This window comes from Nocardioides sp. (assembly GCF_041600255.1).
Classification (GTDB): domain Bacteria; phylum Actinomycetota; class Actinomycetes; order Propionibacteriales; family Nocardioidaceae; genus Nocardioides.
Map to the genome: position 1 here is coordinate 1 of NZ_JBFIKK010000066.1, position 18,698 is coordinate 18,698.

Here is an 18,698-nt window from a genome sequence, read left to right on the forward strand (position 1 = left end):
CGATCGGCACGGTCTGCGCGTGTTGGTGCCAGTCCACCTCACCGCGCGGTCGTGGGCCGGGCCGTCCGTAGTCACCGGCCAGGGGGACCGTGCGCCACGGCGGGTTCGTCGAGGTCATGGACGCTCCTCTCATGGGCGGAAGGTAGCAGTCGCGCCGCCCACGGAGTTCGCTGAAGATGCCGCAGCCGGGCGTAGCCTGCCAACCATGACTCGGGTCGAACGCTGGGAACGACGTGCTGAAGTTCCACTTCTCCTCCTCGCAGTCGCCTTTCTGGTGGCGTACGCCTGGCCCGTCCTCGACCCCCGGCTTCCAGCAGATCTCGCGACGATGCTGCAGGTCGCCGGCTGGTCGGTATGGGTGGCGTTCGCAGTCGACTTTCTGGTGCGGATCGTGCTCGCCGACACTCGATGGTCCTACGTGCGATCCCATTGGTACGACCTCGCGCTGATCGTCCTGCCAATGCTTCGACCACTACGCCTGCTGAGACTCCTGGCGCTGGCTCGCATCTTGAACCGGTCAGCGACCTCCTCCCTGGTCGGGCGGGTCAGCACCTACGTCCTGGGCGCCGCTCTCATGTCCGCCGTGCTCGCGGCGATCGCAGTTCTGGACGTCGAGCAGGACGCCGCCGGCGCCAACATCACGACGTTTGGCGACGCGCTCTGGTGGTCTGCGACCACGGTCACGACCGTGGGCTACGGCGACCGGTTCCCCGTGACCGCTGCTGGCCGACTCATCGCGGTGGCTTTGATGGTGGTGGGCATCGCGACGGTCGGAGCCGTCATCGCCAGCATCACCGGATGGATGGTGGCACAGGTCGACACCGAAGCCTCAAGAGAGCCGAATAAGTCCCAGCGAGCGGAATGAAGCCGTTGGGAGGAGCGACGAACCAGGAAAGAACGGATCATCCTGCGACCAAAGGAACCGCAGAACTAAGGTTCTTGGACGCAATCCCCCGCTCTCGGGGGGCTCCACGATGGCTGACGAAACCTGGCACGAGGCTCGACTCATTCCCACATCCGGCATTTAAGGTTCAGAGGAGCAAGAGCGGCGCGTAACCTCTGCGGTACTGGCCGTGATGAGCGTCGTCAAGTAATTCAGCAAGGCCGTGCTTGCGCCACTGGGCTCGATCTCTGGCACCGGGGAAACGTTCATCGAAGTGCCGTTCATGCTCGGCGACAAGCGCTGCTACCCCGACGGCCTCATCCGTGTCTCTCGTGGCGTGCGTTCTTGGACCGCCTTGGTTGAGGCGAAGACGGGTAAGAACGATCCACAACCGATGTCGTACGGGACACATCGAACCACTCATGAGGTTTGCACCATGAAGCTCAAGTCGACCGCGTTGCTCCAGGAGCAACGCGTCTTCGAGCACGGTTTCTAGCGCAGCGTTGTCCACTGCGGCCCGTTCAACTCCGTGCGCGTTCATCAAGGCGCGGCTGGTTGGGAGGCGCCGCCGAAGGCTGCGACGCGAGACCGTGCGTCGGCGGGCGGCGGTGGTGTCGAGAGATCTGGAGACGGCACTCAGGAGGGCCAGGGAGCAGCGGGCTGAGCTGCGCGCGGCGAGGGTTGGCGGGCAAATCCAGCCCGGTTAGTCCCTCGTTAGTCCCTCGCCTCTCATTTGAACATAGACCGTGACCTATCCCCGCAGGTCAGATTTGTAGGGCGGGTGGGGCTCGAACCCACGACCCAAGGATTATGAGTCCTCTGCTCTAACCGACTGAGCTACCGCCCCTCGGGGTCACCCCCGCGGCGCAGAGCCTAGTCGGAGCCCGGGCCGACAACGGTTCCGGGCGTGCGGCAGACGTTCAGGCACCCGAGGAGGCTTGACGCTTCACCTGTCTGCGGGCCCGCAGCCAGCCGAGTGGGAGTGTCAGCACGACCACCAATCTCGGGAGAAGACCTTGCATCCGGGCGACGGCGCCCCATGCCGACTCCCCCGCAACAAGGGCGAACCGTGAGTAGTTGCTCGCCGAGACCAGGAGCTCCTTCGGCTGTCGCCACAAGTACGGCAGGGCGACCGGAATCAGCTCCCGGTAGTACAGCGCCATGCCCTCGGCCCCGACTGCTCGACCACCCGTCGTGAACCCGTCGGCCTGGTAGTCCTTGACCTGCAGTGGCTCGTCGACGTACCGCGTGAGGTAGCGGCCCGCGATGGCGTTCCACACGATTCCCTCGGGCACGTAGTCGTGCTCGCCCTCGGGGAAGGGGAACTGCCGCATCACGTCGGTCCGGGTGAAGCCGAACTTGTCCCCGGTGACCCCGTGGCGGTACCGGATCTCCAGGCTGTTCGAGTCGACGACCGGTTGCGGGAAACGGGAGCCGAGCACCTCACCCTCGGGTGTCTGGCAGAGCCCCGTGACCGCGGCAAAGCGGGACTGGTCCGGGACACTCGCCCAGTGGTGCGCGAAGCGCTCCAGCGACTCGGGCAGCAGCCAGTCGTCCGAGTCCAGCGTCAGGAAGAGCTCACCGGCCGCCTCCCGGACTCCCCGGTTGGTGGCGGCATGCTTGCCGCCATTGCTCTGCTTGACGTAACGGACCGGGAAAGTGGCCTCGGCTGCGAGCCGCTCCATGACCTCCTCGGTGCCGTCGGTGGAACCGTCGTCGACGACCAACCACTCGAACGAGGTCATGGTCTGCTGACCCAAGGAGGCGAAGAGGCGTGGCAGCGTGTGGGCGCGGTTGTACGTCGGCGTGAACACGGTGATCAGCGGGCCGCTCATGGAGGCAGACCTTAGCGAGGATGGGCGCCGATCAGTCGTCGGCGCGAGCGGAGTCCACGAGCAGGGCGAGGGTGTTGAGCGCGGCCCAGCCGAGGGTCACCGCCAGGACCTTGCGGCGCACGTCCTCGTCGTCGGTACGCCGGGACAGCACCGCGGCGTCACCCAGGTCGAAGGCGATCCGCGCCAGCATGGCTGCCTTCACGGTCTTGCCGGAGCGGCCGAAGATGCCGAGCGAGCTGATCGCCAGGTCCCGCGCGCCGTACGTCTGGGCCAGCAGGTCGTAGCCCGTCAGGTCGTCGGAGTCGACCTGCATCGCCTCCCCGAGGTGACGCGGGTTGGCGAGGGCGAAGCCGGCGTACCCGGCGGAGGCGGTGGACATCAGGCGGCTCAGTCGGTAGCTCATGCTCGTCACGCTACTGAGCCGACCAAGACCCGTCAGTCCTCGAGCCGGCGCAGCGGCGGCGGGTCCAGCAGGGCCCCGAGCCAGTACGCGCCCGAGTCACCCCACTCGGCCAGCTCCCCGTCGTCCATCGGTGCCGTGCACCGGATCCACGACTCGGCCCGGGCCAGCTTGGCGAGCTGGAGGGCCGCCGGCAGCGCCTCGCGAAGGACGGAGAGCGGTCTCATGTCGGTCCAGACGCCCAACGCTGCGTCGGCCACCTTCCACAGCCGGGGGTCGTCCGGCTCCGCGTCGAGCCCGTGCTTGAGCACGTTCAGCGGGATCAGCAGGTTCGCCAACGGCTCCATCAGCATCGCGTCGGCGAAGTCGAAGAACCGCAGCTGCCCGTCCCGGTCGAAGACGTTGTTGCCGTGCAGGTCGTTGTGGCAGAGCGTCAGCGGCAGCCCCAGCTCGCCCACCTGCTCCGCCCACCGCTCCACCTGCGGCACGAGGTCGCGCAGGGCATCCAGCTGCTCGGTGGGCACTCGACGTGGATCGTCCTCGGCCAGCGCTGCGAACCCACCCAAGCGCTCCCCCACGTAGACGGCCGTTTCCGACGGCCGCAGCGGCACGGCCCCGGCTCGCTCCAGCCGGTCGGCGTACGGCGCGACGTCGCGCTGCAGCTGGGCCGCCGCCGCCAGCATCCGAGACCAGGCGTCGATGTCCTGATCCACGACGGACCCGAAGACCGGTCCCTGGTCCGGGGTCAGGATCAGGCCGCGTTCCAGGTCGGTCACCGCGAGCGGCACCACCGCGTCGGGCACCAGCGACACCAGCTCGGTCAGCAGCGCCGCCTCGAACGACTGGGGGGCGCAGTTCTGCTTGGCGAAGAAGACGCCGTTCGGCGTCTCGGCACGCCACACCGTGGCCCACGGGCGGGTCTTCACCGGCTCCAGCGAGGTCAGCTCGCCCACCTGCTCGGTCACCCACCTGTGCAACCTCCGGCGGAACTCCGGGCTCTCCCACCGTGCGGTGGTCGACGGCAGCCGATCGGTCAGGGACGCGAACCTGTTCCTCGCCATGCATCCCAGACAACCGGCCCCGACCCCTCCCGGCAAGGCCTGCGCAGTGGCATCCTCGAGGGATGAGCGAGCCGACGGCCGACCAGCTGGAGCACCTGCCCGAGGACTGGGAGCGCGCGCTGTGCGTCGTGGCCCACCCCGACGACCTGGAGTTCGGGGCAGCGGCCGCGATCGCCCGCTGGACCGGCCAGGGCAAGCAGGTCGTCTACGCCATGGTGACCAGCGGTGAGGCCGGCATCGATGCCCTGCCGCCCGAGGAGTGCCGGGTCCTGCGCGAGGCCGAACAGGTCGAGTCCGCCCGGATCGTCGGCGTCGACACCGTCGACTTCCTCGGCCAACCCGACGGCATCCTGGAGTACGGCGTCCCGCTGCGGGCCGTGATCGCGCGCGCCGTACGACGCCACCGGCCCGAGGTGGTGATCACCGGCAACTTCCGCGACACCTGGGGTGGGGAGAACCTCAACCAGGCCGACCACATCGCGGTCGGCCGGGCCGTGCTCGACGCGGTCCGCGACGCCGGCAACCGGTGGGTCTTCCACGACCAGCTCGTCGACGGCCTCGAACCCTGGGGCGACGTGGGCGCGGTCTGGGCCTCCGGCTCGCCGCTCGCGAAGCACGGCGTCGACACCACCGACACGTTCGACGCCGGCGTGGCGTCCCTGGAGGCCCACCGCGCCTACATCGACGGCCTGGGCTGGGAGGACTTCGACGCCCGGGAGTTCCTGGAAGGCATGGCCCGTCCGACCGGCGCGCGGCTGGGCACCACGATGGGGGCGGCCTTCGAGGTGTTCCCGATGGGGTGGGGCTCCTGACGAGGGTGTTCGTCCACGACGGACCCGGCACAGGGGCGCGCCCCTCCGTTACTGTCGCCCCCGTGATCGATCCACTCCCGGCCGGCACGCACCTGCTGCACATCGGCCCGCAGAAGACGGGGTCGACCGCCGTCCAGTCGGCGATGCACGCCTCGCGCGAGCAGCTGCGCGAGCACGGCGTGATCTACCCCGGGCCGGCGCTCAAGCCGACGCGCGCGATCGGTGCCGGGCTGGGCTTCGGAATGGGTCGCGGCGCCGTACCGCCCAGGCCGGCCGAGTGGGAGACCCTGAAGCGCCAGATCGCCGACATCGGCGATCAGCGCGTGTGCATCAGCTACGAGAACTTCGGCCGCCTCACCGGCGGCGCCGTGCGTCGGGTCGTCGAGGAGCTCGGCGGTGCGCGCCCCCACGTCGCGACCGTCGCCCGGCGCTACGACCGCCTGCTCCCCTCGCAGTGGCAGCAACGGATCAAGGCGGGCAAGCACTGGTCGTACGACGACTGGCTGCGCGCCGTACTGGAGGCGGGGCCCCCCGGATCCGCCGACCCGCACGGCGTGTGGGTGCCGCACGACACGGTGTCGCTCGTGCGGCGGTGGGCCGACGTGGTCGGCGCCGAGCACCTCACCGTCGTCGTCAAGAGCGAGCAGGACCCACGCCAGCTGCTCGCCGTCATGGAGGCGCTGCTCGGCGTGCCGGACGGAGTCCTGCGCACCGAGGACACGCGAGCGAACCGGTCGATGAGCTACCAGGAGGTCGAGCTGGTCCGTGCGGTCAACATCGCCCTGGCCGACGTCCCGCACGACGACGTCGACTGGCACACGCTCTTCAGCCGGGGCCTGATCCCGACCCTGGTCGACCGTCCGTTCCCCGCGGGCGAGGACCGGGTGCCGCCGGTGCCCGCCTGGGCCGCCGACCTCCTCGAGGAGTTGAGCGCCCGGCGGATCGAGGGGCTGCGCGGGCTCGGCGTTCGGGTGATCGGGGACCTGGAGGACCTGCGCACCCCGGCCGCCGGGAGCGCCGACGACGCCGCCGTACCCCCGCCGGTGACGGTCCCGATCGACACCGCCGTCCAGGCGATCCTGGGGGTGACCGCCGGAGCCATCCGGCGCCAGCGCGGCCCCGAGACGTCGTCGGACCCCGAGGCCGACCCCGACGGACGCAGCCCCGAGCGCGGCAGCCCCGCCGAGACGCGGCCCAGGCGGCGCGGCAGGCCGGGCGTCCTCGAGCGGGTGCTGGGCCGGCAGCGTCGGACCCTCTCGGGGGACGGCGACTGAGCCGCCACCCCCGGGTCTACTGTGCCGTCATGAACGAGACTCTCGGACCCCACGACGACACCGCGACCACGCTCCCCGGCCTGAGCGCCTCCGAGCTGTGGATGCTCGCCTGGAGCGCGCTCGTGATCGGCGTGCTGGCCTGGTGGCGGATGGCCCACCTGCTCCGCGACGGCTCCGCCTGGACCGGTGAGACCGGCGCCTGGCTGGCCGTCGCCGTACTGATGTCGATCGGCGCCGGCACGGCTGCGGTCCTGTGCGGCGTCAAGGGTGTCGAGGAGCGGCTGCGGGCGACGTCCACGCCGCAGCTCTGACATCACTCACCTCGACGAACAAAGAACCGGGCCCGACCTGCGCGATGCGCGTGTCGGGCCCGGTTCATCTGCTCCCCCGGTTGGACTCGAACCAACAACCCTCCGATTAACAGTCGAATGCTCTGCCAGTTGAGCTACAGGGGATCGGGTGCAGCCCGCACAGATTAGCAAGGTCGGTTCCCGAGGAAAAATCGGGATGCCCCGTGGGCCTGCGGAGGCGTGTCAGCCGAGGCCGAGCTCCTCCTGGGCCGCCCGCAACGCTGCTTCAGCGGCCTCCTGGACAACCACAAGTGACGGGTCGACGCCCTCGTCGAACTCGTAGACCCACTGCACCGGCTGGTCGCCTCGAGGAGCCCGACGGGCGATCACCCGGACGCCTCGCGAGCCCTCGATCGGCACGTGGCGTTGCAGCACGACACTGGCCGTGACCCGCTCCCGGACGAGCTGGAGGAACGTCCCGGGCTCGGGCACGACGAGCTCGTGGACCGGCCGGGGCACCCCCCACGTGCCGACCTCGCTGATCCGCAGGGTGGTGGTGTCGCGATCCCAGTCGGCAGCCTCGACCTGCTCCCACGGGATCCGCACCGGCTCAGCGTCGGCGGCGCCGATGCCCAGGTAGCAGGCGTCCCTCGTGCCACCGACGACCCCGCCCTCGACCTCGATCGAGGCGAGCAGCTTCTCCCCCGGAGCCACGGCGAGGACCGGCCCCCGACGACGCAGCCGCATCAGGCACCCACGGAGCGGTCGCGCAGGGTGCGGCGGTGCTGCTCCAAGGCGGCGAGCTCGCCGAACATGCGGTTGTACTCGGCGGCGTTCTCCACCGGGTTGGTCCGCTGGAGTCGCGACTTCACGTCGGCGATCCGGCGCATCGCGGTCAGCTCCAGCAGCCGGAAGACGTGCATGGCGACGTAGCCGGCGTCGGGCTCCTTGGCGGTGCGCACCGGCTCCACGCTGAGCGCGCTGATCGCCGACGAGACCGCCGGGTCGGCCGCGGTCGCCCGCAGACTGGTCGCCCACCCCGGGTCGCCGGCGCCGGCCACCGGACCGCCGGCCGCCTCCACCAGCTCCCACACCGCCCGGTACGTCGGGTGGGTGAAGTCGTTGGCCCCCATCTCGCTGGTGAGTCGTCCGATCGCGATCGGGTGCTGGAGCACCAGCTTCAACGTCTCGCGCTCCATCGAGAAGCGGGGGTCGCGCGGGTCCGGCACCTGGGCGCGTGGCGGCGGCTGGGGTGCGCCCGAGGCAGCCTCGGCCGCGCGCTGCTCGGCCCGCTGGTCGGCCCGATGGTCCGGGCGCGGGCTGGGCGCGGGCCGGTTGGCGGCGCGACGCACCTCGCTGCGCGCCTCCTCCATGTCGATCCCGATCATCCCCGCCAGCTCCCGGGAGAAGGCGTCCACCTTGGACTTGTCGCGGATGCTCGAGACCAGCTTGGCGGCCTCGCGCAGTGCGTCCACCCGGCCGTCGGCCCGGTCGAGGTCGTACTTGCCGACCACGTTGCTGAGCACGAAGCGGTACAGCGGCACCCGTCGGGCGACCAGCTCGCGCACCGCGGCGTCGCCGGACTTGATCCGCAGGTCGCACGGGTCCATCCCGGTCGGCTCGACCGCGACGTAGGTCTGGGAGACGAAGTTCTGGTCGCCGCCGAAGGCCCGCAGCGCCGCCTTCTGACCCGCCGCGTCGCCGTCGAAGGTGAAGATCACCTCGCCCCGGAACTCCTCATGGTCGTGCAGGAAACGTCGCAGCACCCGGGAGTGGTCGTCGCCGAAGGCCGTGCCGCAGGTGGCGACCGCCGTGCCGACGCCGGCGAGGTGACAGGCCATCACGTCGGTGTAGCCCTCCACGACGACCGCCTGCGAGGAGCGGGCGATCTCCCGTCGGGCGAGGTCGATGCCGTAGAGGACCTGGCTCTTCTTGTAGATCGCGGTCTCCGGCGTGTTGAGGTACTTCGCCTCGATCCGGTCGTCGTCGAAGATCCTGCGCGCACCGAAGCCGATCGTGTCGCCGCTGGAGTCCCGGATCGGCCAGAGCAGCCGCCCCCGGAAGCGGTCGTACGCCGAGCGCCCGACCGCGACCAGCCCGGCCGCGATGGTCTCCTCGTCGGTGAAGGCCTTCTGGCGCAGGTGCTTGAGCAGCGCGTCACCGTCGCTCGGAGCGAAGCCGATCCCGAAGGTCTCGGCGGCACCCTGGTCGAAGCCCCGCTCGACCAGGAACTGGCGGGCGAGCTGGGCCTCCGGGCCGGCCAAGGCATCGGCGTAGAACTCCTGCGCCACCCGATGCGCCTCGATCAACCGCTGACGGGCCGGCCCCTTGGGCCGGTCGTGGCGGATGTCGCCCTCCTCGCGCCGCAGCTGCACGCCGTACTTGTCGGCCAGTCGCTCCACGGACTCGGCGAAGGTCAGGCCGTCGATCTGCATCACGAAGTTGATGACGTCGCCACCGGCCTGGCAGCCGAAGCAGTGGTAGAAGCCGCGGGCGGGGGTGACGTGGAAGGACGGGGACTTCTCGTCGTGGAACGGGCACAGCCCCTTCTGCGAGCCGCCGCCGGCGTTGCGCAGCGTGACGTAGGAGGAGACGACGTCGTCGATGCGCGCCTTCTCCCGCACCTCGGCGATGCTCTCGTCCTTGATCCGGCCTACCACGGGGCGGAGTCTACGGGCGGCGCGCCGCTGCGGTCGCCGATGGTCAGTACTCCCCGGTCATCACGTTCGCCAACGGCTCCCCCGCCGCGAAGCGGTGCAGCTGGTCGCGGACCAGGCGGTGCGCCCGGGGCCACATCGCGCTGCTCATCCCGCCGACGTGCGGGGAGATCAGCAGTTGCGGGGCCTCCCAGAGCGGGTGGTCGTCCGGCAGCGGCTCGGTGTCGACGACGTCCACCGCCGCGTGCAACCTGCCGGTGGCGAGCTCCGCCAGCAGCGCCGGGGTGTCGACGACTCCTCCGCGGGCGACGTTCACCAGCAGCGCGCCGTCCTTCATCCGGGCCAGCGCGGCCGCATCGATCAGCCCGCGGGTCGCCTCGGTCAGCGGCACGATCAACACCACCACGTCCGCCTCGGGCAACAGGTCGGGCAGCTCCTCGATGGCGTGGACGCCGGCACGGGCCCGCCGGGCCACCCGGACCACCTCGGTCTCGAACGGCAGCAAGCGGGCCTCGATCGCGGCACCGATCGCGCCGTAGCCGATCAGCAGCACACGCCTGTCGGCCAGCGCCGGGCGCCAGGCGGGCGCCCACGCGCGACGATCGTGGGCGCGGACGAAGTCGGGGATCCCGCGCAGCGAGGCCAGGATCAAGGTGAGCGTCAGCTCGGCGGTGGAGGAGTCGTGGATCCCTCGGCCGCTGCAGAGCGTGACGCCGGCCGGCAGGTCAGCGCGCACGTGGTCCACGCCCGCGGTCAGGGTCTGCACGACCCGCAGGCTCGAGGTCTGCGACAGGACCCGGGCGACCGAGCTGTTCATGGCGTACGGCGGCACGTAGAACTCGACCTCGGCGACGCTCGGCGGCACCTCGACCGTCGGGTCCACGACCTCGTACCGCAACGTGTCGGGTGGGTCGCCGAGTCGGGCCGGGTCGAAGGGCAACCAGACCAGCGGCGCGGTCATGACGGCCGTGCGGTCAGCCGCGCGTGCAGGGCGACCGCGCTGGCGTCGGTCAGCGAGGCGACCTGGTCGATGATCACCCGCAACCGGTCGGAGTCGTCGGCCGCGGCGTGCCAGTCGTCGGCGAACATCCGGTCCAGCGCGTCGGGGCCCCGGTGCGCCAGCAGGGCGACCAGCTCGGCCAGCAGTTCGCGCTGGCGACCCATCGCCTCGACCCGGTCGTCAGCCTGCATCACGTAGTAGGCGGCGATCCCCTTGAGCACGCCGATCTCGAGCGCCGTGCGCTCCGGGACGACCAGGTGGGCGCCGTACCGCGCGAACGGGCCCTCGCTCTGCGCGAAGGTGGCCGCCTGGACCGCCCCGCAGAACCGGCCGATCAGGTCGCTGGTCAGGTTCTTCAGCGCGGCCAGGCTCCGCCGGCTCGCGTCGTACGGCGAGGTGGGCCAGCTCCCCTGGCGTCGCAAGTCGTCCAGCACGTCGTCGAGCAGGTCGTCGGAGGCCTCGGGCAGGTACCAGTCGCGCACCGTGGCCCAGACCGCCGGCCGGTCCAGCCGGGTCAGGTCCACCCGCTCGGCCACGATGCCGTCCTCGATGTCGTGCACCGAGTAGGCGACGTCGTCGGCCAGGTCCATCACCTGGGCCTCGAGGCACTGGGCCCGCCCGTCGACCCCGGCGCGCAGCCAGGCGAAGACCGGGACGTCGTCGTCGTAGACACCGAACTTCCGGATCACCCGGGGTGAGCCGTCCGCGTGCACGCCCTGGGGGTCCTCGGCGTCGGCCAGGGTCCACGGGTACTTGGTACAGGCGTCCAGGGTGGCCCGGGTCAGGTTGAGCCCGACCGAGCGCCCGGCGGCGTCGAAGGTCTTCGCCTCGAGCCTGGTCAGCAGCCGCAGGGTCTGGGCGTTGCCCTCGAAGCCGCCGCACTCCTCGCTCAGCTCGGCCAGCACCCGCTCGCCGTTGTGCCCGAACGGCGGGTGGCCCAGGTCGTGGGCCAGGGCCGCGGTCTCGGCGATGTCGGGCTGGCTGCCCAGGGCTCGGGACAGGTCCCGGGCCACCTGGGCGACCTCGAGGCTGTGCGTCAGCCGGTTGCGGACGAAGTCGTCGCTCTGCGGGCCGACCACCTGGGTCTTGGCCGCCAGCCGCCGCGAGGCCGCCGCGTGCACCACCCGGGCCCGGTCGCGCTCGAAGGGCGTGCGCTCAGGAGCGTCCACCCGCTTGGGTGGCTCGTCGACGAGGCGCTCACGCGCGGCAGCGTCGTACTGGTCCAGGGAGTTCATCGGGGCGAGACTACTCAGCCCCGCCGACAACCCCGCGTCAGTAGGTCGTGACGTGCACGTGGTCGTAGTGGTTGGCCGTCGTCGACCCACGGTCCGACATCCCGCGCCAGCCCTCAGCACTGCGCTCCACCGACCAGATGCGCTGGCTGTAGATGAGGTAGCTGACGCCGAGCGCGGAGTAGTTGGCGCGGACGAACTCGGCGACCTGCCAGCCGCGGCTGCCACTGACCATGATGTCGATGGCTCGACCCTGGGCGTGCTCACCGTCACCGCGGAAGGTGCCGTAGACCCCGATCTCCGGGAAGGCGGCACACACGGCCTGGTGCACCGCGGCGATGTTCGGGCTGACGCCGGAGGGCACGGAGGTGCCGTTGGTGCAGTTGGCCGAGGCCGCGGGAGCGCCCGGGCTGCTGACGGGCTTGCTCTCCGAGAGGTAACCCTTGGTCACCCAGCGCGTCTTGCCGTCGAGCACGATCTCGTTGCGGCCGGCGGCGCTGCGACCGGTGACCAGGACCTTCTTGCCGGCCTTGATCACGCCGAGCTTCTTGGCCTTCTTGGTCTCGTCGGTCCACAGGTTCAGCGGAGCCGTGGTCCAGAGCTTGGTGTCAGCGCGGCGGATCGCCTTCATCGTCGCCGTGCGCTCCATGTTCTTGTCGAACGTCCGCTGGAACTGGGCGCGTTCGCGGGAGCTGTCGCGCGAGACGGTCTCGGAGCGGTCGCTGATGTCGACCGGGTTCGCGAGGCCGGCAGCCGTCGTCAGGTCGAGGGCTGCTTCGGGGCTGGCGCCGGCGACACCGAGGGTGACGGTGACTCCGGTCGCCAGGGCTGCGAGTGGGCCGGCGATGTAAGCGGCCTTGGGGGTACGGCGGGCATTGGTGTCCCGCTTGTGGCGAATGGCCACAGCGCTGATCCTTTGCTGTTGACGACAGGGCTTCCGAGGGGGCGGTTCCGCTATGTAACGAAACTGCAACGGTGCCCACCGTGACACAACTTCACAAGGGGCTGCCAATCGAGACCCCTTATTTCATGGGTGTTCCCGGTCACCCTCCCGTGACCTCGGTCGCATCCTCCTGCTGGTGCGAGCCACGTCCGTCGGTGTCGTCGAGCCATCCCTCGGGCAGCACGACGCGATTGCGGGGCGACCCCTGCCGTCCGCGCGGCGTGCCCAGCTCGAGCACCGGGAAGGGCTCGTCGGGGTCGAGCTCGGCGAGCAGCACCTCGAGGCCGGCGAGGGTCTCCACCAGCGCCAGCGAGCGCCGCAGCGTGCCGCCCGCGGCGAAGCCCTTGAGGTACCAGGAGACGTGCTTGCGGAACTCCTTGCAGCCGCGCTCCTCCCCCATGTGCTGGCAGAGCAGCTCGGCGTGCCGCCGCATCACGTCGCGGACCTCGCCGAGGGTCGGCAGCGTGGCCACCTCCTCGCCGGCGAAGGCGGCCGCGAGGTCCCGGAAGAGCCAGGGGCGCCCCAGACAGCCGCGACCGACCACGACGCCGGCGGCACCGGTCTGCTGGACCATCCGGATCGCGTCCGCGGCCTCCCAGATGTCGCCGTTGCCGAGCACCGGGATGTCCACGTGATCCACCAGGGCGGCGATCGCCTCCCAGTCGGCCTGACCGGAGTACGCCTGGGCGACTGTCCGGCCGTGCAGGGCGATGGCCGCGCACCCGGCCTCCTGCGCGATCCGGCCGGCGTCGAGGTAGGTCAGGTGGTCGTCGTCGAGCCCCTTGCGGGTCTTCATCGTCACCGGGACGTCGTACGGCGCGGCCGCGGCGACGGCGGCGGCCAGGATCTCGGCGAGCAGACCCCGCTTCCACGGCAGCGCTCCACCCCCGCCCTTGCGCGTCACCTTGGGGACGGGGCAGCCGAAGTTGAGGTCGATGTGGGCCACGCCGTACTCGGCGCAGAGGATCTCGGTGGCCTTGCCGACGTAGACCGGGTCGGTGCCGTAGAGCTGGACCGACCGGACGGTCTCCAGCTCGTCGAAGACCAGCATGTTCCGGGTGGTCTCGTCACGTTCCACGAGCCCCCGGGAGGTGATCATCTCGCAGACGTAGAGGCCGGCGCCCTGCTCGGCGCAGAGCCGGCGGTAGGCAGCGTTGGTGATGCCCGCCATCGGCGCCAGCACCACCGGCGTGTCGACGGTGAGCGACCCCAGGGTCAGTGACGAAGGCAGGACGGACATGGCTCCATTGTCCCGGCGAGGCGGGCGATGCGGAAAACCGCACTCAGCCCTTCTTCGTGCCGCCCTTCTTCTGGGCGTTCTTCTTGGCGCCGCCCTTCTTGTCCTTCGTGCCCTTCTTCTCGCCGAGCTTCTCGATCTCGCCGATCCAGGTGATCGGGTTGAACTGCTGGGTCGGCCGGAAGGTCACCGAGGTCAGCTCGCCCTGGTCGGGAGCCAGGAAGACCAGGCAGGCCTTCGTCCGGTCCCCCGGCGCGAACTCCTGGGGCAGCGGCTTGCTCGGGCAGGGCCGGAACGTGCTCGCGAACGTCGACGCCTCGATCAACGTGTTGTTGCCGTCGACGACGTAGAGCGGGATCGGCGTGCGACCGAGCTCCGAGTCACCGACGTTCTCGACGCGCACCTGGACGAAGTACGGCGTGGACCGGCGCGTCGTGGCGTCGAGCTTCCAGCCCTGGAAGGACTTCTTGAAGGTCGTCTGCTCCAGCTTGGTGACCGTGATGTCCAGCACGCCGACCTTCTTCTGGCGCGGCTCGAAGGCCACCACGGCGTCGTCGCCCACGCTGAGCTCGGTGCCGGGGTCGGTCAGGGTCACGCCCGCCGGCACCGGCAGGTACGGCTCCGCCGGGCTGGCCGACACCGAGGCCGACGCCGATCCGGACACCGAGGCCGTCGCCGACGGCTCCGACGACGGGTCGTCCTCCCCCGAGCACCCGCTCAGGGCGAGGACGGCGACCACGGACAGCCCGACCAGGCGGTGCACACCAGACGTCATGACACGAGTCTGCACGAGCAATCCCTCAGCAACCGACGAAACGCTCGGCGAAGTACGACGTGATGCCGTCCAGGCTGATCCGCTCCTGCTGCATGGTGTCGCGCTCGCGCACGGTGACGGCGTTGTCGTCGAGCGTGTCGAAGTCGACCGTCACGCAGTACGGCGTGCCGATCTCGTCCTGACGGCGGTAGCGACGCCCGATGGCCCCGGAGTCATCGAAGTCCACGTTCCAGTTGGCCCGCAGCTCGGCCGAGAGCGCCTTGGCCTTCGGCGACAGGTCGGCGTTGCGGCTCAGCGGCAGCACCGCGACCTTGATCGGCGCGAGGCGACGATCGAGCTTGAGCACGGTGCGCTTGTCGACGCCACCCTTGGTGTTGGGCGCCTCGTCCTCGGTGTAGGCGTCGACCAGGAAGGTCATCAGGCTGCGCGAGAGACCGGCCGCCGGCTCGATGACGTAGGGCGTGTACCGCTCGTTGTTGGCCTGGTCGAAGTAGCTCAGGTCGGCGCCGGAGTGCTTGGCGTGGGTGCTGAGGTCGAAGTCGGTGCGGTTGGCGATGCCCTCGAGCTCACCCCACTCGGAGCCGGCGAACCTGAAGCGGTACTCGATGTCGACGGTCCGCTTCGAGTAGTGGCTCAGCTTCTCGGTCGGGTGCTCGAAGTGGCGCAGGTTCTCCGGGTCGATGCCCAGGTCGACGTACCACTTGGTGCGCTCGTCGATCCAGTACTGGTGCCACTCCTCGTCCTCGCCGGGCTTGACGAAGTACTCCATCTCCATCTGCTCGAACTCGCGGGTGCGGAAGATGAAGTTGCCGGGCGTGATCTCGTTGCGGAACGACTTGCCGATCTGGGCGATGCCGAAGGGCGGCTTCTGCCGGCTGGTGGTCACCACGTTGGCGAAGTTCAGGAAGATGCCCTGGGCGGTCTCGGGACGCAGGTAGTGCAGGCCGGACTCGTCCGCGGTCACGCCGAGGTAGGTCTTGAGCAGGCCGGAGAACTCACGGGGCTCGGTCCAGGCGCCCCGGGTGCCGCAGTTGGGGCAGACCAGCGTGGTCAGGTCGACGTCGTCGGGGTTGACCTCCTCGCCGCCCTTCTTGGCCAGCTTCTCGGCGGCCTCCTCCTGCAGGTGGTCGGCGCGGTAGCGCTTGTGGCAGGACTGGCACTCGGTCAGCGGGTCCGAGAACGTCGCGACGTGGCCGCTGGCCTCCCAGGTCTGGGTGGGCAGGATGACGCTGGAGTCGAGACCGACCATGTCGTCGCGCATCTGCACCATGGACTTCCACCACTGGCGCTTGATGTTGTCCTTGAGCTCCACGCCGAGCGGGCCGTAGTCCCACGCGGAGCGGGTGCCGCCGTAGATCTCTCCGCACGGGTAGACGAAGCCCCGGCGCTTGGCGAGCGAGACGACGTGGTCGACGGCGGTGGGCGGCGGCTTGGCCACGGGGTGCTCCTGAGCGTTCACGGCCGGCTGGTTTGCCGGTCTGGAGGGGTCAGCCTAACGACCGGCTCTGCTGCACATTCAGGTCGCCTCCGGGCTCGACGATCTCGTAGGCACTCGGCTCGTCGACGGCCCGGCTGAGCACGGCGACGGCGTTCAGCTTCACGTCGTACGACGAGAGGGCCCGGCGGTAGGCCCCGACGTTCTCCCAGCGGGTGACCAGGGTCCACAGGCCGGGGTCGTCGACGTTGCGTCCGACCGTCCCCTCCACGTACCCGGCGCACGCGGCGAGCGCGGCCCGGGCCCGCTCGAGACCATCCCGGAACTGCTCGACCGTCGTCTCGTCCACGCGGAACCTGCTCACCACCAGCACGCGGACAACCTAGCGTGAGTGAATTTTTGACAACCATTCTCATTCTGTCTGAGAATCATTCTCATGCGTTTCCTGTTGACCCTCGCTCTGCTCGCCACCGCCGGATGCTCCTCGACGACCGGGGACGACGAAGAGCCGACCATCGCCACCGCCTTCTACCCCTTGGCCTACGTCGCCGAGCAGGTCGCCGGCGGACTGGCCGAGGTGGAGAACCTCACGCAGCCCGGGGCCGAGCCGCACGACCTCTCGTTGAGTGTCGGCCAGACCGCCACTGTCGCCCGGGCCGACCTGGTGATCCACCAGGCCGGCTTCCAGCCGGCCGTGGACGAGACCATCGAGCAGAACGCCACCGGCGCGGTCATCGACGCTGCCGCCACGGTCGACCTGCGCCGGTTGCCCGACGGCGAGCTCGACCCGCACTTCTGGCTGGACCCGCTGGAGATGGCCACGCTCGCCGACAGCGTCGCCGACCGGCTCGCGGAGCTCGACCCCGACAATGCCGGGGTCTACGAGAGCAACGCCGCGGAGCTGCGCGGCAACCTCGAGAGCCTGGACGCCGACTACCGGCGCGAGCTCGCGGACTGCGAGCGCCGTACGGTGGTGGTCTCCCACGACGCCTTCGGCTACCTGACCCGCTACGACCTCGAGTTCGCCCCGGTCGCCGGCCTCTCCCCCGACGCGGAGCCGACCGCCACCGGCCTCTCCCAGCTGCAGACCCTGATCCGCACCGAGGGCATCACCACCGTCTTCACCGAGCGGCTCGCGTCGCCGCGGCTGACCCAGAGCCTGGCCGACGACATGGGGATCGGTACCGCCGTCCTGGACCCGCTGGAGGGTCTCAGCCCCGAGACCTCGGGCGAGGACTACCTCTCGTTGATGCGGCAGAACCTCGCTGCCCTGGCGAAGGCGAACGGCTGCCGCACATGAGTTCGCCGATCGAGCTGGTAGGCGGCGCCGTGGCCATCGGCGGTCGCCCGATCCTGCGCTCGATCGACCTGCGCGTCGAGTCCGGCGAATTCCTCGCCCTGATGGGCGCCAACGGATCGGGCAAGTCCACCCTGGTCCGCGCCCTGACCGGGCTGCGCCCGCTCGCGACGGGGAGCCTGCGGTTGTTCGGCACGCCGTTCGACGAGTTCGACGCGTGGCACCGGATCGGCTTCGTGCCCCAGCGGATGGGCGCCACGTCCGGCGTGCCCGCCTCGGTGTGGGAGGTCGTCGCGTCCGGTCGACTCACTCGGCGCCGCCTGCTGCGCCCCCTCTCCCGGTCCGACAAGGCCGCGATCGCCGACGCGCTGGCGGTCGTGGGTCTGACCGAGAGGGCGCGTGACGGCGTCGCCCAGCTCTCCGGCGGTCAACAGCAGCGGGCCCTGATCGCGCGCGCCCTCGCCGGGGAGCCCGACCTCTTCTTCCTCGACGAACCCACCGCCGGCGTCGACCTGCCGAACCAGCAGGCACTCGCCGAGGCCCTGGGCGAGCTCAAGCGACGGGGTGCCACGATCGTGCTGGTGGCCCACGAGCTGGGCCCCCTGGCCGACCTCGTCGACCGGGCGATCGTGATGCGCCACGGCCGGGTGGCCTACGACGGTCCCCCGTTGGCCGACCACGAGGTGCACGACCCGGCGTTCGGCGAGGGTCACACCCACCACCACCCGTCGTCACGACGACACGACCATGCACCCCACGTGGCCTCCCCCCTCGACGTCGCCGGGGAGGCACGATGACGGACCTGCTCAGCCTGGACTTCATGCAGCGCGCCCTGCTCGCCGCCCTCTTCACCGGCCTGGCCGCTCCGGCCGTCGGCACCTACCTCGTCCAGCGTCGTCTGGCGCTGATGGGCGACGGGATCGGTCACGTCGCCGTCACCGGGGTCGCCCTCGGACTGCTGACCGGCACGTCCCCCACCTGGACGGCGATCGTCGTGGCGGTGCTCGGCGCAGTGCTGATCGAGGTGATCCGCGAGCGTGGCCACACCAACGGCGACGTCGCTCTCGCTCTGCTCTTCTACGGCGGTCTGGCCGGCGGGGTCCTGCTGATCGGGCTCGACGGTGGCAGCGCGGCAAGCCTGCAGCAGTACCTCTTCGGCTCCATCCTGACCACGTCCTGGAACGACGTGCTGGTGACGATGCTGTTGGCCGCCGTGATCATCGTGGTCGCCGTCGGGCTGTCGCCCCAGCTCTTCGCCGTCGCGCAGGACCAGGAGTTCGCCCGGGTCGCCGGGCTGCAGGTGCGCGCCTACAACGTGCTGGTCGCCGTTCTCGCCGCCGTCTCGGTGACGGTCGCGATGCGGACGGTCGGCCTGCTCCTGGTCTCGGCGCTGATGGTGGTGCCTGTGGCCACCGCCCAGCAGCTGACCCGCTCGTTCCGAACCACCCTGGTCGCCGCGATGGTGTTGGGGACCCTGGCCTCCGTGGGTGGCCTGCTGGTCTCGGCCGTGCTGTCCACGCAGGCCCAGGTCGCGTCCGGGCCGGCGATCGTGCTGCTCTCCCTAGCC

General features: G+C 70.4%; 20 protein-coding genes and 2 tRNA genes. 8 read left to right on the plus strand and 14 right to left on the minus strand.

The window, feature by feature from the left end; genetic code table 11:
- Positions 1-205: 205 nt before the first annotated feature.
- Positions 206-865, plus strand: a complete 660-nt coding sequence (locus tag ABZE72_RS09510; RefSeq protein ID WP_372728785.1) for a potassium channel family protein — start codon at positions 206-208, stop codon at positions 863-865.
- Positions 866-1,106: 241 nt separating this feature from the next.
- Complete coding sequence (locus ABZE72_RS09515) at positions 1,107-1,379, plus strand: hypothetical protein (protein ID WP_372728786.1); 273 nt, start codon at positions 1,107-1,109, stop codon at positions 1,377-1,379.
- 277 nt (positions 1,380-1,656) lie between these two features.
- Here ABZE72_RS09515 and ABZE72_RS09520 read toward each other — a convergent pair.
- The 4 genes from ABZE72_RS09520 to ABZE72_RS09535 all read right to left on the minus strand — a co-directional run bounded on the left by ABZE72_RS09520 (position 1,657) and on the right by ABZE72_RS09535 (position 4,083).
- A tRNA-Ile gene (locus ABZE72_RS09520) sits at positions 1,657-1,730 on the minus strand.
- Between the two features lie 73 nt (positions 1,731-1,803).
- A complete protein-coding gene (locus tag ABZE72_RS09525) occupies positions 1,804-2,718 on the minus strand; it encodes a glycosyltransferase family 2 protein (RefSeq protein ID WP_372728787.1) in 915 nt (304 codons plus the stop codon).
- A gap of 31 nt (positions 2,719-2,749) precedes the next feature.
- On the minus strand, positions 2,750-3,121 hold the full coding sequence (locus ABZE72_RS09530; RefSeq protein WP_372728788.1) for a hypothetical protein: 372 nt from the start codon (positions 3,119-3,121) through the stop codon (positions 2,750-2,752).
- Between the two features lie 32 nt (positions 3,122-3,153).
- Positions 3,154-4,083 carry a phosphotransferase gene (locus ABZE72_RS09535; protein ID WP_372728789.1) on the minus strand — a complete coding sequence of 310 codons (930 nt, stop codon included), beginning with the start codon at positions 4,081-4,083 and terminating at the stop codon, positions 3,154-3,156.
- A gap of 158 nt (positions 4,084-4,241) precedes the next feature.
- On the opposite strand from ABZE72_RS09535, the gene ABZE72_RS09540 reads away from it, so the two are divergent.
- The 3 genes from ABZE72_RS09540 (at position 4,242) to ABZE72_RS09550 (ending at position 6,576) form a co-directional block, all read left to right on the plus strand.
- Complete coding sequence (locus ABZE72_RS09540) at positions 4,242-4,991, plus strand: PIG-L deacetylase family protein (protein ID WP_372728790.1); 750 nt, start codon at positions 4,242-4,244, stop codon at positions 4,989-4,991.
- A 62-nt stretch (positions 4,992-5,053) separates the two neighbouring features.
- On the plus strand, positions 5,054-6,265 hold the full coding sequence (locus ABZE72_RS09545; protein WP_372728791.1) for a hypothetical protein: 1,212 nt from the start codon (positions 5,054-5,056) through the stop codon (positions 6,263-6,265).
- A gap of 29 nt (positions 6,266-6,294) precedes the next feature.
- Positions 6,295-6,576, plus strand: a complete 282-nt coding sequence (locus ABZE72_RS09550; RefSeq protein WP_372728792.1) for a hypothetical protein — start codon at positions 6,295-6,297, stop codon at positions 6,574-6,576.
- 71 nt (positions 6,577-6,647) lie between these two features.
- Here ABZE72_RS09550 and ABZE72_RS09555 read toward each other — a convergent pair.
- From ABZE72_RS09555 to ABZE72_RS09600, 10 genes are all read right to left on the minus strand, one after another.
- Positions 6,648-6,720, minus strand: a tRNA-Asn gene (locus tag ABZE72_RS09555).
- A gap of 78 nt (positions 6,721-6,798) precedes the next feature.
- Positions 6,799-7,302 (minus strand): hypothetical protein, encoded by a 504-nt coding sequence (locus tag ABZE72_RS09560; protein WP_372728793.1) that lies wholly within the window; start codon positions 7,300-7,302, stop codon positions 6,799-6,801.
- Complete coding sequence (gene dnaG, locus ABZE72_RS09565) at positions 7,302-9,215, minus strand: DNA primase (RefSeq protein WP_372728794.1); 1,914 nt, start codon at positions 9,213-9,215, stop codon at positions 7,302-7,304. Before dnaG ends, ABZE72_RS09560 begins: the two co-directional genes overlap by 1 nt.
- Positions 9,216-9,258: 43 nt before the next feature.
- A complete protein-coding gene (locus ABZE72_RS09570) occupies positions 9,259-10,173 on the minus strand; it encodes a 2-hydroxyacid dehydrogenase (protein WP_372728795.1) in 915 nt (304 codons plus the stop codon).
- Complete coding sequence (locus tag ABZE72_RS09575) at positions 10,170-11,447, minus strand: deoxyguanosinetriphosphate triphosphohydrolase (RefSeq protein WP_372728796.1); 1,278 nt, start codon at positions 11,445-11,447, stop codon at positions 10,170-10,172. Before ABZE72_RS09575 ends, ABZE72_RS09570 begins: the two co-directional genes overlap by 4 nt.
- A gap of 37 nt (positions 11,448-11,484) precedes the next feature.
- Positions 11,485-12,348, minus strand: coding sequence for a hypothetical protein (locus ABZE72_RS09580; protein WP_372728797.1), 864 nt, complete (start codon positions 12,346-12,348; stop codon positions 11,485-11,487).
- Between the two features lie 139 nt (positions 12,349-12,487).
- Positions 12,488-13,627 (minus strand): tRNA dihydrouridine synthase DusB, encoded by a 1,140-nt coding sequence (dusB, locus tag ABZE72_RS09585; protein ID WP_372728798.1) that lies wholly within the window; start codon positions 13,625-13,627, stop codon positions 12,488-12,490.
- Between the two features lie 43 nt (positions 13,628-13,670).
- On the minus strand, positions 13,671-14,399 hold the full coding sequence (locus ABZE72_RS09590) for a hypothetical protein (protein WP_372728799.1): 729 nt from the start codon (positions 14,397-14,399) through the stop codon (positions 13,671-13,673).
- Between the two features lie 25 nt (positions 14,400-14,424).
- Positions 14,425-15,837 carry a glycine--tRNA ligase gene (locus ABZE72_RS09595; RefSeq protein ID WP_372728800.1) on the minus strand — a complete coding sequence of 471 codons (1,413 nt, stop codon included), beginning with the start codon at positions 15,835-15,837 and terminating at the stop codon, positions 14,425-14,427.
- Positions 15,838-15,886: 49 nt separating this feature from the next.
- Entirely contained in the window at positions 15,887-16,207 is a 321-nt protein-coding gene (locus tag ABZE72_RS09600; protein WP_372728801.1) for an antibiotic biosynthesis monooxygenase family protein, read from the minus strand.
- A gap of 63 nt (positions 16,208-16,270) precedes the next feature.
- Here ABZE72_RS09600 and ABZE72_RS09605 point away from each other — a divergent pair, with 63 nt between their 5' ends.
- The 3 genes from ABZE72_RS09605 to ABZE72_RS09615 all read left to right on the plus strand — a co-directional run.
- On the plus strand, positions 16,271-17,134 hold the full coding sequence (locus tag ABZE72_RS09605) for a metal ABC transporter substrate-binding protein (protein ID WP_372728802.1): 864 nt from the start codon (positions 16,271-16,273) through the stop codon (positions 17,132-17,134).
- The gene (locus tag ABZE72_RS09610) at positions 17,131-17,928 is read left to right on the plus strand and encodes a metal ABC transporter ATP-binding protein (RefSeq protein ID WP_372728803.1); all 798 of its coding nucleotides are present in this window, start codon (positions 17,131-17,133) and stop codon (positions 17,926-17,928) included. The genes ABZE72_RS09605 and ABZE72_RS09610 overlap by 4 nt, the downstream gene beginning before the upstream one ends.
- Positions 17,925-18,698: metal ABC transporter permease (locus ABZE72_RS09615; protein WP_372728804.1), on the plus strand; the 774-nt coding region annotated here is incomplete at its 3' end. The genes ABZE72_RS09610 and ABZE72_RS09615, both read left to right, overlap by 4 nt.

Bases quoted from the DNA above. Each gene is read 5' to 3' on its own strand.
- ABZE72_RS09575 (WP_372728796.1), bottom strand. From the start codon at position 11,447: ATGAACTCCCTGGACCAGTACGACGCTGCCGCGCGTGAGCGCCTCGTC.
- ABZE72_RS09570 (WP_372728795.1), bottom strand. From the start codon at position 10,173: ATGACCGCGCCGCTGGTCTGGTTGCCCTTCGACCCGGCCCGACTCGGC.
- dusB (WP_372728798.1), bottom strand. From the start codon at position 13,627: ATGTCCGTCCTGCCTTCGTCACTGACCCTGGGGTCGCTCACCGTCGAC.
- ABZE72_RS09540 (WP_372728790.1), top strand. From the start codon at position 4,242: ATGAGCGAGCCGACGGCCGACCAGCTGGAGCACCTGCCCGAGGACTGG.
- ABZE72_RS09550 (WP_372728792.1), top strand. From the start codon at position 6,295: ATGAACGAGACTCTCGGACCCCACGACGACACCGCGACCACGCTCCCC.
- ABZE72_RS09510 (WP_372728785.1), top strand. From the start codon at position 206: ATGACTCGGGTCGAACGCTGGGAACGACGTGCTGAAGTTCCACTTCTC.
- ABZE72_RS09530 (WP_372728788.1), bottom strand. From the start codon at position 3,121: ATGAGCTACCGACTGAGCCGCCTGATGTCCACCGCCTCCGCCGGGTAC.
- ABZE72_RS09560 (WP_372728793.1), bottom strand. From the start codon at position 7,302: ATGCGGCTGCGTCGTCGGGGGCCGGTCCTCGCCGTGGCTCCGGGGGAG.
- ABZE72_RS09605 (WP_372728802.1), top strand. From the start codon at position 16,271: ATGCGTTTCCTGTTGACCCTCGCTCTGCTCGCCACCGCCGGATGCTCC.
- ABZE72_RS09590 (WP_372728799.1), bottom strand. From the start codon at position 14,399: ATGACGTCTGGTGTGCACCGCCTGGTCGGGCTGTCCGTGGTCGCCGTC.
- ABZE72_RS09525 (WP_372728787.1), bottom strand. From the start codon at position 2,718: ATGAGCGGCCCGCTGATCACCGTGTTCACGCCGACGTACAACCGCGCC.
- ABZE72_RS09610 (WP_372728803.1), top strand. From the start codon at position 17,131: ATGAGTTCGCCGATCGAGCTGGTAGGCGGCGCCGTGGCCATCGGCGGT.